13 protein-coding genes are annotated in these 16,300 nt (G+C 67.9%); 3 read left to right on the top strand and 10 right to left on the bottom strand.

Translation table 11 applies throughout. The features are described 5' to 3' along the window. Positions 1-42: 42 nt before the first annotated feature. The 10 genes from ilvC to JQX13_RS40005 form a co-directional block, all read right to left on the bottom strand. A complete protein-coding gene (ilvC, locus tag JQX13_RS40050; protein ID WP_203404676.1) occupies positions 43-1,068 on the bottom strand; it encodes a ketol-acid reductoisomerase in 1,026 nt (341 codons plus the stop codon). A gap of 30 nt (positions 1,069-1,098) precedes the next feature. Next, positions 1,099-2,838, bottom strand: coding sequence for a dihydroxy-acid dehydratase (gene ilvD, locus JQX13_RS40045; protein ID WP_203404675.1), 1,740 nt, complete (start codon positions 2,836-2,838; stop codon positions 1,099-1,101). A gap of 37 nt (positions 2,839-2,875) precedes the next feature. Further along, on the bottom strand, positions 2,876-3,946 hold the full coding sequence (gene leuB, locus JQX13_RS40040; RefSeq protein ID WP_203404674.1) for a 3-isopropylmalate dehydrogenase: 1,071 nt from the start codon (positions 3,944-3,946) through the stop codon (positions 2,876-2,878). Continuing rightward, positions 3,943-4,518, bottom strand: coding sequence for a 3-isopropylmalate dehydratase small subunit (leuD, locus tag JQX13_RS40035; protein ID WP_203404673.1), 576 nt, complete (start codon positions 4,516-4,518; stop codon positions 3,943-3,945). Before leuD ends, leuB begins: the two co-directional genes overlap by 4 nt. A 5-nt stretch (positions 4,519-4,523) precedes the next feature. Next, positions 4,524-5,954 carry a 3-isopropylmalate dehydratase large subunit gene (gene leuC / locus JQX13_RS40030; protein WP_203404672.1) on the bottom strand — a complete coding sequence of 477 codons (1,431 nt, stop codon included), beginning with the start codon at positions 5,952-5,954 and terminating at the stop codon, positions 4,524-4,526. Between the two features lies 1 nt (position 5,955). Beyond that, complete coding sequence (locus JQX13_RS40025) at positions 5,956-7,536, bottom strand: 2-isopropylmalate synthase (RefSeq protein WP_203404671.1); 1,581 nt, start codon at positions 7,534-7,536, stop codon at positions 5,956-5,958. Positions 7,537-7,567: 31 nt separating this feature from the next. Beyond that, positions 7,568-8,488: a branched-chain amino acid transaminase gene (locus tag JQX13_RS40020; RefSeq protein WP_203404670.1), complete on the bottom strand. Its 921-nt coding sequence runs from the start codon at positions 8,486-8,488 to the stop codon at positions 7,568-7,570. 88 nt (positions 8,489-8,576) lie between these two features. Further along, the gene (gene ilvN / locus JQX13_RS40015) at positions 8,577-9,116 is read right to left on the bottom strand and encodes an acetolactate synthase small subunit (RefSeq protein WP_203404669.1); all 540 of its coding nucleotides are present in this window, start codon (positions 9,114-9,116) and stop codon (positions 8,577-8,579) included. 12 nt (positions 9,117-9,128) lie between these two features. Beyond that, positions 9,129-10,955: a biosynthetic-type acetolactate synthase large subunit gene (gene ilvB, locus JQX13_RS40010; protein WP_203404668.1), complete on the bottom strand. Its 1,827-nt coding sequence runs from the start codon at positions 10,953-10,955 to the stop codon at positions 9,129-9,131. A 413-nt stretch (positions 10,956-11,368) separates the two neighbouring features. Next, a complete protein-coding gene (locus tag JQX13_RS40005) occupies positions 11,369-12,286 on the bottom strand; it encodes a LysR family transcriptional regulator (protein ID WP_203404667.1) in 918 nt (305 codons plus the stop codon). Between the two features lie 108 nt (positions 12,287-12,394). On the opposite strand from JQX13_RS40005, the gene JQX13_RS40000 reads away from it, so the two are divergent. The 3 genes from JQX13_RS40000 to JQX13_RS39990 all read left to right on the top strand — a co-directional run bounded on the left by JQX13_RS40000 (position 12,395) and on the right by JQX13_RS39990 (position 16,087). Continuing rightward, entirely contained in the window at positions 12,395-13,087 is a 693-nt protein-coding gene (locus tag JQX13_RS40000) for a type 1 glutamine amidotransferase domain-containing protein (RefSeq protein WP_203404666.1), read from the top strand. Between the two features lie 200 nt (positions 13,088-13,287). After that, positions 13,288-14,610 (top strand): right-handed parallel beta-helix repeat-containing protein, encoded by a 1,323-nt coding sequence (locus JQX13_RS39995; RefSeq protein WP_203404665.1) that lies wholly within the window; start codon positions 13,288-13,290, stop codon positions 14,608-14,610. A gap of 109 nt (positions 14,611-14,719) precedes the next feature. Then, on the top strand, positions 14,720-16,087 hold the full coding sequence (locus JQX13_RS39990; protein WP_203404664.1) for a class II 3-deoxy-7-phosphoheptulonate synthase: 1,368 nt from the start codon (positions 14,720-14,722) through the stop codon (positions 16,085-16,087). Positions 16,088-16,300: the final 213 nt, after the last annotated feature.

Below are 16,300 nucleotides of genomic sequence, written 5' to 3'. Positions count from 1 at the left end.
TCCCTGATGCGTGACTCCATGCTGACCCGAATGATCTCGCGCTCAGCGCGCGGTGGGATCGCTCGAGTCCTTCTTCGACTCACGAATCCAGGACATCATCTCGCGAAGACGCCGGCCCACATCCTCGATGGGATGCTCGCGGCCCTGCTCGCGCAGCTTGTCGAACACCGGGCGGCCGGCCTGGTTCTCGAGGATCCACTCGCGCGCGAAGACACCGGTCTGGATCTCCTTGAGGACCTTCCGCATCTCCGCGCGCACCGATTCGTTGATGAGGCGCGGTCCGCGCGTGTAGTCACCGTACTCGGCGGTGTCGCTGATGGAGTGGCGCATCCAGCCCATGCCGCCCTCGTACATGAGGTCCACGATGAGCTTGAGCTCATGCAGGCACTCGAAGTAGGCGCTCTCGGGCTGGTAGCCCGCTTCCACCAGCGTGTCGAAGCCGGCCTGGACGAGAGCGGTGACACCTCCACAGAGCACCGCCTGCTCACCGAAGAGATCCGTCTCGGTCTCCTCCTTGAACGTGGTTTCCAGCAAGCCGGCACGCGTCGTGCCGATGGCGCGCGCATAGGACATGCCGAGCGCCTTGGCCTTGCCAGTGGCGTCCTGGTGCACCGCGATGAGCGCGGGAGTTCCCTTGCCCTCCTGATAGAGGCGGCGCACCAGGTGCCCGGGTGACTTCGGGGCGATGAGCAGCACGTCCACGTCCGCCGGCGGGCGGATCTGCCCGTAGTGGATGTTGAAGCCGTGGGCGAAGAACAGGGCCTTGCCCCGGGTGAGGTGGGGCGCGATGTCCGCGTCGTAGATCTGCTTCTGGGTCTGATCCGGAGCGAGGATCATGATGAGGTCGGCCCACTGGGCCGCCTCGGCGACGGACGACACCTCGAGACCCGCCGCTTCCGCCTTGGCGCGCGAGCGGCTGGCCGCATGCAACCCCACCCGCACCTTCACGCCGGATTCCTTGAGGTTGAGGGCGTGCGCATGTCCCTGGCTCCCGTAGCCGATGATCGCGACCTTGCGGGCGTGAATGGGCTCGAGGGAGGCGTCCTTGTCGTAATAGATGGTGGTCATTGTTCGTTCCTTGAGGCGGTGGGGGTGGGACTAGGGAACTGCGGCCACCTGCCGCCGCTCGGCGGAGGGAGCCTTGGGTGAAGCCTGGGGTTGAGGGGGCCGTGTGATCGCGCCCTCGGAGGCCGAGGACACCAGCGCGGCGTACTTCGCGAAGACACCCGAGGTGTAGCGGGGCGGAGGCGGTTGGAATCCCCGCAGGCGCTCGGCGATCTGCTCCGCGGAGAGCTCCACGGACAGCTGCCGGGCCTCCACGTCGATGGTGATGATGTCACCCGTGCGAACCGCCGCGATCGGGCCGCCCACGGCCGCCTCGGGGGCCACATGGCCCACCATCAGGCCACGGGTGGCGCCGCTGAAGCGCCCGTCGGTGAGGAGTGCCACGGAGTCACCCAGCCCCTGCCCCACGAGCGCCGCGGTCACCCCCAGCATCTCGCGCATGCCCGGGCCGCCGCGCGGTCCCTCGTAGCGGATGACCACCACGGAACCGGGCTGGATGCGGCGCTCCTTCACCGCCGCGAAGGCATCCTCCTCGCGGTCGAACACCCACGCGGGCCCGCGGTGATGGCCGCGCTCGTGCCCCGACATCTTCACCACGCACCCTTCCGGGGCGAGGTTGCCATGCAGGATGACCAGCCCACCCGTGGAGCGGATGGGCTCGCTCAGGGGCCGGATGACCTGCTGTCCCGCCTGCTCGGTGGCGCTGGCCGAGGACTCGGCCCAGGTGCGTCCCTCGATGGTACGGGCGCTCCCGTCCATGAAGCCGCCCGCCATCAATCTCCGGACGAGCAGGGGCACCCCCCCGGCACGGTCCATGTCCACCGCGGCGAAACGGCCACCCGGTTTGAGGTCCGCGAGGAGTGGGGTGCGCCGGCTCACCTCGTCGAAGTCCTTCAGGGCGAGCGGCACGCCCATCTCCCCCGCCAGCGCGAGCAGGTGCAGCACGGCGTTGGTCGAGCCACCGGTGGCCGCCACGGCCGCGATGGCGTTGTCGAACGAGGCGCGCGTCACGACGTCCCGAGGGCACGTCCCTCGCTGGAGCACGTCCATGATGAGTCGGCCCGCGGCGACGCTCGCCGCGTCCTTGCGCGCATCCTCCGCGGGAATGGTGGCGTAGCCCACCGGAGCGAGCCCGAGCATCTCGATGGCCAGGGCCATGGTGTTGGCGGTGTACTGACCGCCACAGGCCCCTGCTCCCGGGCAGGCAACGTTCTCGATCTCCGCGAGCGCCTCGAGGGACATCTTCCCGGCGGCCACGGCGCCCACGGCCTCGAACATGTCCTGCACGGTGACGTCCTTGCCCTTGTAGCAGCCGGGGGCGATGGAGCCACCGTAGAGGATCAGCGAGGGGAGGTTCAGCCGGAGCACCGCCATGGCCGCGGCGGGAATGGTCTTGTCACAGCCCACCAGCGTCACCACCGCGTCGAACATGTGGCCGCGGCACATCAGCTCGATGGAGTCCGCGATCACCTCGCGGCTGACCAGCGAGGCCCGCATGCCCTCGGTGCCCATGGTCACCCCATCACTCACGGAGATGGTGTTGAACTCCATGGGTGTTCCACCCGCGGCCCGGATGCCCTCCTTCACCTTCTCCGCCAGGCGGCGCAGGTGGAAGTTGCAGGGCATCGTCTCGGTCCAGGTGTTGGCCACGCCGATGAGGGGCTTGGAGAGATCCTCGTCGGTGAAGCCAATGGCCTTCAGCATGGCGCGGGCGGGCGCGCGTTCGAAGCCTTCGGTGATGGCGCGACTGTTGCGGCGTGTGTCTTGGGACATGGGGGTTCCTGGAATGCCGTGAAGGAGAAGGGAGGAATTAGCGCGCGTGCCCGCCGAGCCGGTCGAGCACGGCCCGGCCAGCCTCCTGGGTTCCCGCGGGCCGGGTGCCCGGGGGAATGAGGTCGGCGGTGAGGACGCCGGCATCGAGCGAGGAGGCCACCGCGCGTTCCACCGCACGAGCCTCCTGCTCGAGCCCGAGCGAGTGGCGCAACAGCAACGCCACGCTCAGCAGCGTCCCGTAGGGGTTGGCCACTCCGCGGCCGGCGATGTCCGGGGCGGAGCCGTGAATGGGCTCATAGAGCCCGCGCCGGTTCGCCCCCAGCGAGGCCGAGGGCAACATGCCGATGGAGCCCGAGAGCATGGCCGCCTCGTCCGTGAGGATGTCGCCGAACATGTTCTCCGTGACGATGACGTCGAAGTCGGCGGGCCGTTTGATCAGGTGCATGGCGCAGGCGTCCACCAGCATGTGCTTCAGCTCGATGTCTGGGAACTCCTCGCGGATGACCCGCTCGGTGACCGCGCGCCACAGCCGCGAGGTCTCCAGCACGTTGGCCTTGTCCACCGAGGTGAGCCTCTTGCAGCGGGCCCGCGCGAGGGAGGCGGCGGCGCGAACCACCCGCACCACCTCATCCACCGTGTAGACACAGGCATCGAAGGCCCGGTCCTCCTCGCGACGCTTCTCACCGAAGTAGATGCCACCGGTGAGCTCGCGCACCACCAGCAGGTCCACTCCGCGCAGCACCTCGGGCTTGAGCGTGGAGGTGTCGTGGAGCGAGGGAAAGGGCGCCACGGGCCGTAGGTTGGCATAGAGGCCCAGCTCCTTGCGCAACGCGAGCAGCCCCTGCTCCGGACGCACCTTCGCGGGCGGATCCCACTTCGGTCCTCCCACGGCGCCCAGCAGCACCGCATCCGCCCGCTGGCAGAGGGCGAGCGTCTCTGGAGGCAGCGGCGCGCCGGTGAGGTCGATGGCCACGCCTCCCATGGGCGCCTCCACCAGTTCGAAGGAGTGGCCGAAGCGCTCCGCCACCGCCTTCAGCAGGAGCGTCCCCTGCTCCACCACCTCGGGTCCGATGCCGTCTCCCGGAAGAACCGCGATGAGCGCTTTCATGTGCGGGCCTCCTCGAAGCGGGTGATGGCCTCTTCCTGGCCGAGCAGGAACCCCAGCTCGTCCACTCCGTTCATCAGGCAGTAGCGGGCGAACGGATCCAGCGGGAACGTCGCCTCCGTTCCATCCGCGAGCCGCACCGTGCGGTGCTCCAGATCGATGCTCACCTCCGCGCCCGGCTCGTCCAGGAGGCGGCGGTGGAACCCGGCGTCCACCCGCACCGGCAGCAGACCGTTCTTGACCGCGTTGTTGGAGAAGATGTCCGCGATGGAGGAGCTGATGACCGCGCGGAAGCCCCAATCCACCAGGGCCCACGGGGCGTGCTCGCGCGAGGAGCCGCAGCCGAAGTTGTCACCCGCGACCAGCACCCGGGCGCCCTGGGCCTCTGGCTGCTCGAGGATGAAATCCGGCCGGGGGCTGCCGTCCGGCTGGTAACGCCAGTCCGCGAAGAGCCAGCGGCCCAGGCCGGCGCGGTGGGTGATCTTCAGGAAGCGGGCGGGGATGATTTGATCCGTGTCGATGTTCTGCCGCGCCAGGACGACGGTGCGCGAGCGCAGCGTGCGGAACGGTTCCATGGGACTCACCTCAAGAGCTCGCGGGGATCGGTGACCTTGCCGGTGACGGCGGCGGCGGCGGCGGTAAGCGGACTGGCCAGGAAGGTCCGGCTTCCCTTGCCCTGCCGCCCCTCGAAGTTGCGATTGCTGGTGCTCACCACGTACTGACCGGGCTTCGCCTGGTCCCCGTTCATGGCGATGCACATCGAACAGCCGGGCTCCCGCCATTCCGCGCCTGCTTCGCGGAAGATGTCGTGCAGCCCCTCGGATTCCGCCGCCCGCTTGACCTCCTGGGAGCCCGGCACCACGAGCGTACGCACGCGGGAGTCCACCTTGCGCCCACGCAGGACATGGGCCGCGGCGCGCAGGTCCGACAGCCGCGAGTTGGTGCAGCTGCCGATGAACACCACGTCGATGGGCTGGCCGATCAGGCGTTGTCCCGGCGTCAGCCCCATGTAGCGCAGCGCACGCTCCAGCGAGTCGCGGGCGCTCGCATCCGTCAGCTGGTGCGGGGCGGGCACGGTGCCGGTGACGGGAATCCCCATGCCGGGGTGGGTCCCGTACGTGAGCATCGGTTCGAGCGCGTCGGCATCCAGCGTCACCGCCGCGTCATAGGTGGCGCCCGGATCCGTCGGCAGCGTGCGCCAGTGCGCCACCGCCCTGTCCCAGGCCTCTCCCCGGGGAGCGCGCGGGCGGCGGGCGAGGTACTCGAAGGTGGTGTCGTCCGGAGCGATGAGACCCGCGCGCGCGCCGGCTTCGATGGACATGTTGCACACCGTCATCCGCTCCTCCATGGAGAGGCCGCGGATGGCGCTTCCGGTGTACTCGAGCACGTGCCCCGTGCCACCGCCCACCCCTACCCTGGCGATGATGCCCAGGATGATGTCCTTGGCGCTCACGCCAGGGCGGAGGCGGCCCTCCACGCGAACCTCCATCGTCTTCGGCCGGCGCTGCAGCAGGCACTGCGTGGCCAGCACATGCCCCACCTCGCTGGTGCCGATGCCGAAGGCCAGCGCACCGAAGGCACCGTGGGTGCTGGTGTGGCTGTCACCGCACACGATGGTGGAGCCAGGCACCGTCAGACCGAGCTCGGGCCCGATGACGTGGACGATGCCCTGCCGCTCGGTGCCCAGCGCGTGCAGCTCCACGCCGAACTCGCGACAGTTGTCCTCCAGCTGCGAGAGCTGCGCCGCCGCCTCCGCGTCCGCCACGGGGAAACGCCCTTGCGCATCCCGCGGGAGGGTCGGGGTGGAGTGGTCCATGGTGGCGACGGTCCGCTCGGGCCGCCGCACACGCAGGCCCCGCTCGCGCAGCAGGCTGAAGGCCTGGGGTGAGGTCACCTCGTGCACCAGGTGGAGATCCACGTAGAGGACCGCGGGGATCTCGGCCGTCTCCGGCCGGACGAGGTGGGACTCCCAGATCTTCTGGAACAGGTTTCGGGGTCCAGGAGGGTTCATGTCACGCGCTCACTTCCATGGAGGGGACGTCGTGGCTGGAAACGGGGATGGGGCTCGTGGTGTTGGCCGCCCGGTTGAGGGCTTCGAGCAGGGCACGGGCGCTCGCGACGATGATGTCGGTGCTCACGGCCCGGCCGCGGAACCGGCGGGTGCCTGATTCCACCTCCAGGTCGACATGCCCCTGGGCATCCTCGCCGTCGGTGACGCTCGTCACCTGGTAGCGACACAGGCGGACCTGCTGGCCGGTGATGCGCTCGACGGCCTTGAAGACGGCGTCCACGGGCCCATCGCCGCACGCGGCATCGCGGACCCGGCGCCCATCGGAGTGCTCGAGGCAGACGGTGGCCGAGGGGACGGTCCCCACACCGGAGACACAGCTGAGCGTCTCCAGCTTCCAGGCCGGCTGCTCCCGAGGGCCGATGAATCCCTGGATGAGGGCCTCCAGGTCCGCGTCGAAGACCTCCTTCTTGTGATCCGCCAGCCGCTTGAACTCCTCGAACAGCTTGTCGATCTGCGGACCGTCCAGCTGGTAGCCGAGCTCCTTCACCCGCTGGCGCAGCACGTGGCGGCCGCTGTGCTTGCCCAGCACCAGGCTGTTGCCGGTGAATCCCACGTCCTCGGCACGCATGATCTCGTAGGTGCCCCGGTGCATCAGCACTCCGTGCTGATGGATGCCCGCCTCGTGGGCGAAGGCGTTCTGCCCCACCACGGCCTTGTTGCGCTGGACCTGCAGCCCCGTGACGTTGGAGAGCAGCCGGCTGGTGGGATACAGACGCTCGGTGCGGATGCCGGTCCGCACGCCGAAGAAGTCGTGGCGCGTGCGCAGGGCCATCACCACCTCCTCCAGTGCGCAGTTGCCCGCCCGCTCGCCGATGCCATTGATGGTGCACTCCACCTGCCGCGCGCCTTCCACCACCGCGGCCAGACTGTTGGCCACCGCCAGCCCGAGGTCGTTGTGGCAGTGGACACTCAGCACGACGCGCTCGATGCCGCGCACGTGGCGCCGCAGGTACGCGATGAGGGAGGAGTACTGGGCCGGCATCGCGTAACCCACCGTGTCCGGGATGTTGACCGTGGTGGCGCCGGCCTCGATGACGCGCTCCACCACCTCGGCGAGGAACTCGGGCTCGGTGCGCACCGCGTCCTCGGCGGAGAACTGCACGTCCTCGAAGCGCTCGCGCGCATAGCGCACGGCCTCCACGGCGCGCCGGAGGACCTCCTCCTGGCTCATCTTCAACTTGAACTCGCGGTGGAGCGGACTGGTGGCGAGGAACACGTGGAGGCGCCGGCGCTCGGCCGTGCGAAGGGCCTCCCACGTCCGGTCGATGTCCTCCCTGTTGGCACGGGCCAGGGCGCACAGCGTGGGGCCCTCGACCCGCCCGGCCACGGTGGCGACGGCCTCGAAGTCCCCTTGCGAAGCGACCGGAAATCCAAGCTCGAGGATGTCCACGCCAAGGTCTCGAAGCGCGAGTGCCACCTGGAGCTTCTGCGCCACGTTCATGCTGGCGCCGGGCGACTGCTCGCCGTCGCGCAGGGTGGTGTCGAAGATGATGACGCGATCCTTCGTGCTCTCCGTACTCATCCGTTCGCCTCTTCTCCTGTGCTGTGAACCGCTACCTGTTGGGTACGTAGGTCAACCACTCCGCGGCGCGTGGCAGCTCGCCACGGACGGCCGCGTGATAGGCCTGTTGAATCTTCTGGGTGATGGGGCCGGTGCGGCCGTTTCCGATGGTGCGGAAGTCGATCTCCCGCAGGCCGATGACCTCGGCGGCCGTTCCGGTGACGAAGACCTCGTCGGCCGTGTAGAGCTGGTCGCGCGAGATGGGCTGGGCGCTGACCTCCAGGCCCATCTCGCGGGCCAGGATCATCACCGTGTCCCGGGTGATGCCCTCGAGGATCTGCCCCTCGGGCGGCGTCATCACCCGGTTGCCCCGGACGATGAAGATGTTCTCACCGGTGCACTCGGCCACCAGGCCCTGCGTGTCCAGCATGATCGCCTCGTCGAACCCCAGGCGGACCGACTCCGTCTTGGCGAGCACCGAGTTGGGATAGTTCCCCGCGACCTTCGACTTGGTCATCACCACGTTGGGATGGTGACGGGTGAACGAGGAGACGTTGGCGCGCACTCCCTTTTCAGCGGCCTGCGCGCCGAGATAGGCGTTCCAGGACCACACGGCGATGCCCACGTGCGCCTGGCCGCTGTCGATGTTGAGGTTCCACCCTCCGCCACCGAGGTAGATGAGCGGGCGGATGTAGCATTCCTCATGGCCATTGGCCCAGACCGTCTCCAGGCAGGCCTCGATGAGCTGCCCCACGCTGAAGGGCAGCTCACGCCAGCCGAGGATCGTCGCGGACCTGTGGAGCCGCTCGATGTGCTCGCGAAGACGGAAGATCGCGGGCCCCTTCGCCGTCCGGTAGCAGCGGATGCCCTCGAACACCGCCATGCCGTAGTGCGTGGCGGGCGTGAGGAAGTTCATCTGCGCCTCGGCGGCGGCCACCAGCTTCCCGTTCATCCAGATGTGCTTACAGTCCATGCGTGCTGCCTCTTTGGGTAATACGAGGGTTTCTTCCTCACGCCTCGGGAGCGGAGGGAGTTGCTGCATTGCCAATGACAGGGTTCGCCTACGCCGCTTGCTCCGGGGGCGCCGCATCCAACACGTCGGCGAGGGGGGACCGGGCTCCCCTCTCCATCGCGACGGCACCGGTGCGTACCAGCTCGATGATTCCGGAGGGACGAAGCACCTCGATGAGCCCGTCGATCTTGTCCGGCGTTCCGGTGAGCTCCACCACCAGCGCCGAGGGCGTCACGTCGATGGCACGAGCGCGGAACACGTCGCAGACCTGCAGGATCTGCGGGCGGGTCTCCTCGGTGGCTTTCACCTTGATGAGGGCCAGCTCGCGAACCAGCGGGCCCTGGTGCGTGACGTCCTCCACGTAGAGGACGTTGATGAGCTTGTAGAGATTGGCTTCCAGCAGACGCGCCTCTCGGTCATCCACCACCACCACCAGGGTGATGCGTGAGATGGAGGGACGCTCGGTGCGCGCCACCGTGAGCGAGTCGATGTTGTAGGCGCGGCGCCGGAAGAGCGAGATGACACGGTTGAGGACGCCGGGGCGATCCTCGACGTGAACGATGAAGGTCCGTTGAAGGGATGTGCTCATGGCGTTGGCTCCTCAGACGGCCCCACTGCTCCAGGGAGAGGTCGCGCAGACCTCGCTCTCATCCTGCGGACGGCGGATCATCTCGTCGAGGTTCGCACCCGCTGGAACCATGGGGTAGACGATGTCCTCCTGCTCCACCCTGAAGTCAATGACGGCGGTGCAGGGACTGGCCCGCGCCTGTGCCACTGCATCCGGAATCTCCTCTCGCCGGGTGACGCGCAGGCCGGTCAATCCGTGCGCTTCGACGAGCTTCACGAAGTCCGGGTTCCTCAGGGGGGTGGCGGTGTAGCGGTTCTCATAGAAGAACTGTTGCAACTGCCGCACCATGCCGAGATAGCCATTGTTGATGATGGCCACGTGGAGCTTGATGCCTTCCTGGGCACAGGTCGACAGCTCGGCCGCCGACATCTGGAAACCGCCGTCGCCCACCACCACCCAGACCTCCTCGCCCGGCTGGGCGAGGCGTGCGCCCATCGCGGCCGGCAGGGCGAAGCCCATGGTCCCCAGCCCACCGGAGGTGATGAGTTGCCGCGGGCGCTCATGCCGGTAGTACTGGGCCTCCCACATCTGATGCTGACCCACGTCGGTGACCATGAGGGCCTTGCCCCGGGTCAGCCACCACAAGTCATGGATGACGTGAGCCGCGTGGAGCCTCCCGTTGTGCGGCATGTATTGGATGTCTCGCGCCGCCGAGTTGCTCTTGAGGGCATTGATGTGCTGCACCCAGGGGGTGCACGTGCGCCGCGCGACGCGGGGAATCAGCTCCGTGAGCGTCCGGCGCAGCTCCCCCGCCAGCGCGACGTCCACCTGGACGTTCTTGTTGAGCTCGGAGGGGTCGATCTCGACGTGGATCTTCCGCGCCTTGCGCGCATACGTCTTCAGGTTGCCGGTCACCCGGTCGTCGAAGCGCATGCCCAGGGCAATCAGGAGATCGGACTCCTGGATGGCGGTGTTGACCCACGCCTCCCCGTGCATGCCCATCATCCCGAGGCTGAGCGGGTGCGTCGCCGGAAAGCCGCCCAGGCCGAGCAGCGTGCTGGCCACCGGAATGCCCGTCTTCTCCACCAGCTCCATCAGCTGCGGGGAGGCCTCGGCCTTGATGATGCCGTGACCGGCGAGGATGAGCGGCCGCTCCGCCGCAGCGATGAGCTCGGCGGCGCGCGTCAGGTCCTCCGCGGATGGGTGGTGCGCGGGACGGTAGCCGGGCAGCCGCACGGCCGGGGGCCGGGGCTCGATGGCGGCGGTGGCCTGCTGCGCATCCTTGGTGATGTCCACGAGCACGGGCCCGGGACGGCCCGAGCGCGCGATGAAGAAGGCTTCCCGGAGGGTGGGTGCGATGTCCTCCGCCCGGGTCACCAGGTAGTTGTGTTTGGTGATGGGGAGGGTGACGCCCGTGATGTCGAGCTCCTGGAAGGCGTCACTGCCCAGCAGCGAGGCGGGGACCTGGCCGGTGATACAGACGAGGGGGGAGGAATCCAGCATCGCGGTGGCGATTCCCGTCACCAGGTTGGTGGCCCCTGGACCGGAGGTGGCCAGACACACACCGACCCTTCCCGAGGCGCGCGCATAACCATCCGCCATGTGTGCCGCCCCCTGCTCATGGCGCACGAGGACGTGGCGGATCGGCCGCTGATGCAAGGCATTGTAGATGGGCATGATGGCCCCGCCCGGGTAGCCAAAGACGACCTCGACTCCCTCGCTGGCGAGGACCTCCCAGACGATTTCGGCTCCGGTTCGTTTCGTCGTACTCCTGGCGTGTTCCGGGGCGGAGCCGCTCGAGGAATCGCCGTGCCCCGTGGGCACCTGCTCTATCTTGGGGCTTGTGCCAGCTTTCGTCATTGCGCCTCCACTGCGAACCACGAGGGGTTGAGGACGCCGAAAAACGAAAAGCCCCGCCTCCGTTTTCGGGGGCAGGGCTTCTCGCTCAGGCCTGGATTCTCTCCAGTGTCAGAACGGTGGCCCGGCCCCCGGCGCAAGAAGCACCGCGAGGAGCACTACGGCTACCAGGACGACTACGAGCACCACCACGAGCGAACGCACGCCACGGTTCGTCGCCGGGCGAAGGGTCAGCTCGAGGGTGGAGAGGGTGTTCGTCATGGTCCGTTCAGTCAGAGGCTCGCGAGTATGCACCCAAACGGCCCCCAAAGGCAAATCAGAAGAGCGTCAGTCCACTTTCCATCACATCCAATACCGTCAGATGATTCTTTGATTTCTCAATCAGAAGACCCGGCCGGCACCCGCGCCGCCACGGTTCAGGCGCCAGGAGTCCCTTCCAGGAGCCAATCTCGCACTGTGAGAAAGCGCGCCGTGGGAGCCGCGGCCCGGCGCCAGGCAACCCAGAGGATCCCTCGAGGACGCCGGATGGAGCGCCGGCCGGACTCCGGCGTGAGCACCACCACCCTTCCCGCGCGGACCGCCGGCTCCACCAGATAGTCGGGCAGCACCGCGATGCCGCTGCCCGCCTCGGCGAGCGCCAACATCTCATCCAGGTTGGCGATGCGGCACACCACCCGCGTGGGCAGCGGCTCGCGGGAACCGAAGGCCGCGCGCCACCATGGGCCGAGCATCGCCAGATCGGCATCGAACGCGATGAAGCGATGGGCCCCGAAGTCGCTCACCGTCCGGGGTGTGCCCCACCGCCGCACGTAGCCCGGCGAGGCCACGGCCACGAACTCCTCCTGGCCCACCCGCCGCACCTCCAACCCCGGGGCCTCCGGCAACACGCCGAGGAGGGCCACGTCCAGCTCGCCCGCGAGGAGCCGGCGCACGAGCAGGCTCGGTACGTCGAAGCGCACGTTCAAGCGCAGCTCGGGATGGCGCTCCAGCAACTCCGGCAGGCGCGGACGCAACCAGTACCGGTAGAAGGGCCAAGGCCCACCCAACGACACTTCTCCCCGCACCGCCCTGTGGGCCTCGGACGCCTCCTCGAGCGCGGCGTCCAGGGCGGGCAGGTGCTCTCCAAGACGCTCGACGAGCGCGGTCCCCGCGGCCGTGAGCCGGGCCCGCCGCCCTACCCGCTCGAACAGCGCCACGCCCACGCGCGCCTCCAGGGCCTTGAGTTGCTGTCCCACGGCGGAGGGAGTGATGCCCAGGCGCGCGGCCGCGGCGGCATGGGTGCCCGCCCGGCTCACCTCCCAGAGCGTCCACAACGCTTCATGATTGCCAAGCATGGCTTCACATTATGCGAAGAGCCTCTCGATTTTCTTCAGCCAGGCGCGGCGGTACTTGTCCGCTCCGTTGGCCCCCGTACCGGGTGGCCCGATGAAGGAGCACGCACCATGAAGGCACTGACCGCCGTGAAGATCCTGCTGATCGTCACCAGTCACACGCAGTTGGGAAACACGAAGGAGACCACCGGCTTCTGGCTCGAGGAGATGGCGGCCCCCTACGCCGAGTTCACGAAGGCGGGCGCGCAGGTGGACATCGCCTCGCCCCTGGGCGGAATGGCCCCGGCGGACCCCAAGAGCGAGAAGGAGGCCTCCGAGGCCACCCGCGCCTTCCTCGCGGACGAGACGGCGAAGAAGAAGCTCGCGAACACCCTCGTCCTCGAGAAGGTGAAGGACACCTATGACGCCTACTTCGTGGTGGGCGGCCACGGCGTGATGTGGGACCTGGCGACGCACGCGCCGTTGCACTCGCTGCTCACGACGGCGTATGCCCGGGGCGCGGTGGTCTCGGCCGTCTGCCACGGGCCGGCGGCCCTCGTGGGCGTGAAGGGACCGGATGGCAAACCCATCGTGGAGGGCAAGCGCGTGGCGGCCTTCACCAACGAGGAGGAGAAGGCGGTGAGGCTGGACACGGTGGTGCCCTTCCCCCTGGAGACCCGGCTGCGGGAGCAGGGCGCCCGCTTCGAGTCCGGCCCCATGTGGGGCAGCTTCGCGGTGCGTGACGGGCGGCTCGTCACCGGACAGAACCCGGCCTCGTCCGTAGCCGCCGCGCGCGAGGTCCTCGCCGCACTGCGCGAGAAATAGTCACCCGGGGCGCAGGGGCGCGTACGGGGCAAGCTGGTCGCTCAACTCTTCATCCCTCATCCAGCATTGGGTAGAGCGCCCAGCAGTTCGAAGGATGATTCGCCCGCCGCGTGGATGCGGAGCACTCGGAGTCCGTGCGCATCCATCCCGTCGTTCATCTGTGTTCGTCGAGCGGTCCGGGCGCTGTAGCGTGCGCACTGATGAAACTCTCACCTCGCGGATACATCGTCCTCGCCAGCTCGCTCCTCCTCGCCGCCTGCGCATCCGATCCCGACCCCGGTCAAGGATCCGAGCCGTCCGCTCCGCCGCTGCCGACTTCGCCGAATGTACCGGCGAAGGAGTGCACCATCGAGCTGACGAGGTGGAACATCTGGAACGACGGGACACACCCGGACGAGACGACCGATGGCATCAACGCCGCCCTCCAGGCGCTCGTCGACGAGGGCTGCGGCCGCGTGAAACTCCCGACCGGCCATTACTCCATCGGGAAGAAGCTCTCGGATTCCTACACGGGAGGGATCGTCCTCCCGAGCCGGATGATCCTGGTGATGGACGACGACACGGTGCTCCAACTCCGTCCGACCGACACCTGGGCCTACTGCGTGATCGACATCTCTCACGCGCATGATGTGGGCGTCTCAGGCGGGTCGATCATCGGCGACCGCGACGTCCATGACTTCAAGGTGAATGGAGAGGAGGGCCACTGCATCTGCATCGAGGACGAGAGCGAGCGCGTCGCCATCGACCGCGTCCGCCTGAGCAAGGCGATTGGCGACGGCGTCCTGATCGTCGCGCAGGGCGAGGAGGGCTCCTCCTGCAAGGACGTTTCCATCACCCACAGCGAGATCTTCGACAACCGTCGTCAGGGCATTTCGATCGTCGGTGGTATGCGCGTCCTGATCGAGAACAACGAGATCCACCACATCAACGGGACGGCGCCGCAGTTCGGGATCGACATCGAGAGCCTGAAGTACAAGAGCCAGGACATCACGATCCGCGGCAACCAGTTCCACCACAACCGAGGGGGTGACTTCGTCAACACCGACGGTCGCGGCGTCCTCCTGGAGCGCAACACCATGCGGGACGGAGACGGAAACCGCTACATCGACGGCCCCATCATCTATTGGAGCAACACCGATCAGATCATCCGTGGGAACCACATCACCATGGCGCTGGGCTCCGCGAACGGGAAGATGGGGATCCTCGAGTACTCCCACAAGGCGCCGCGCACGAATCCAACGCGGAACCTGGTCGAGGAGAACACGCTCGAGGGCTGCTCGATCGACCTGATGTACGACTCGCTCGTCACGGTCCGTCGGAACAGCGTGCGCAACGCCTCCATCATCCTCTACCATGTGGACGGCGTGGAGCTCGTGGGGAACATCATCGAGAAGGAGGGACGCTCCTACTCATACATGATCCACCAGAGTACGGGGACGGCGTCCGAGAACATCCTGAACGGCACGCCCTACGAGATCGCGATGACGCCCGACGCACCGTTCTCGAACTGGGACGGACAGTAGCCCAAGCATCAAGTATTCCTGCTCGGACCCGGTTCCGAGCAGGCTTCCGACGGGATGCATCGATACCCGTGCACGGGTCATGCCCCGGGTGTGATATTCCTACCCCTGTATGAGCACCTGGTCCCCCACTTCCTGGAAGACGAAGCCCATCACCCAAGACGTCCGCTACGAGGATCCGAAGGAGGTCGAGGACGTCGTCGCGGCGCTCGGCCGCCTGCCTCCACTGGTCACCTCCTGGGAGGTGGAGCGGCTGCGCGAGCTGCTGGCGGAGGCCCAGCAGGGCCGCCGCTTCCTGCTGCAGGGCGGAGACTGCGCCGAGTCGCTCTCCGACTGCCGTTCGGACATCATCACCAACCGGCAGAAGATCATCCTGCAGATGTCGCTGGTGCTCATCCATGGGGGGCACCGGCCCGTCATCCGGGTGGGACGCATCGCCGGCCAGTACGCCAAGCCGCGCTCCAAGCCCACCGAGGTGCGCGGGGGCGTGGAGCTACCCAGCTACTTCGGGGACCTGGTCAACCGGCCGGAGTTCACCCCCGAGGCGCGGCGGGCGGACCCGAAGTTGCTGCTGGCCTGCTACCACCACGCGGCGATGACGCTCAACTTCGTGCGCTCGCTGAGCGACGGTGGCTTCGCGGACGTGCACCACCCCGAGTACTGGGACCTGAGCTTCTTCCGGCAGGCCGCCGTGCCGGGCGAGATGCGCGAGGAGTACGAGCAGACCACCCGCAAGCTCAGCGAGGCCCTGCGCTTCATGGAGGCCCTGGGCGAGCGCACCGTGGCGGACCTCACCCGCGTGGACTTCTACACCAGCCACGAGGGCCTCAACCTCCACTACGAGTCGGCCCAGACACGCCAGGTCCCGTGGAAGAAGGGCTGGTACGATCTGACGACGCACCTGCCGTGGATTGGCGAGCGCACCCGGGCCCTGGACGGGGCACACGTGGAGTTCTTCCGCGGCATCCGCAACCCGGTGGGGGTGAAGCTGGGCCCCAGCGTGTCTCCCGAGGACGCCGTCCGCCTGACCGAGCAGCTCAACCCGGACAATGAGCCGGGCAAGCTCGTCCTCATCACCCGCATGGGCGCCCAGAAGGTGGCGGACGCGCTCCCCCCGGTGGTGGAGGCCATGAGGCGGGCGGGCCGGCTCGTGCTGTGGGTGTGCGATCCGATGCACGGCAACACCGTGAGCACCTCCTCCGGCATCAAGACGCGCAACTTCCAGGACGTCCTGCGCGAGGTGGAGCAGAGCTTCGACGTGCACGAGAAGCTCGGCTCCTACCTGGGTGGGGTGCACTTCGAGCTCACGGGTGAGGACGTCACCGAGTGCGTGGGCGGTGCTGTTGGCATCACCGAGCAGGATCTGGAGCGCAACTACGCCACCCTCTGCGATCCGCGACTCAACTACCGTCAGGCGCTGGAGATGAGCTTCCACATCGCCCGGCGCATGAGCCGCCTGCCCCGCGTACACCAGCCCTGAGCCGGGGGAGCGCGGACCCCGGATGCAAGCCAGCTCGATCCCCAGTCGAGCTGGCGTCCCATCATTGGGGTTGCAGCCACAGCGGTTATGAGCGGCTCATCTGGGATCCGGCGGCTCGCAAGTTCGTCTCCATCTGCAAGACCGACAACAGCAACCGGATCGCGTTCGCCCCCACCTACAGGGCAATCGCTATCAGGACTTCGTGGCCTTCCC

It is taken from the genome of Archangium violaceum, from assembly GCF_016859125.1.
Lineage (GTDB): Bacteria > Myxococcota > Myxococcia > Myxococcales > Myxococcaceae > Archangium > Archangium violaceum_A.
The sequence above is the reverse complement of the archived record's forward strand: the minus strand, read 5'-3'. Positions and strand labels throughout refer to the sequence as shown.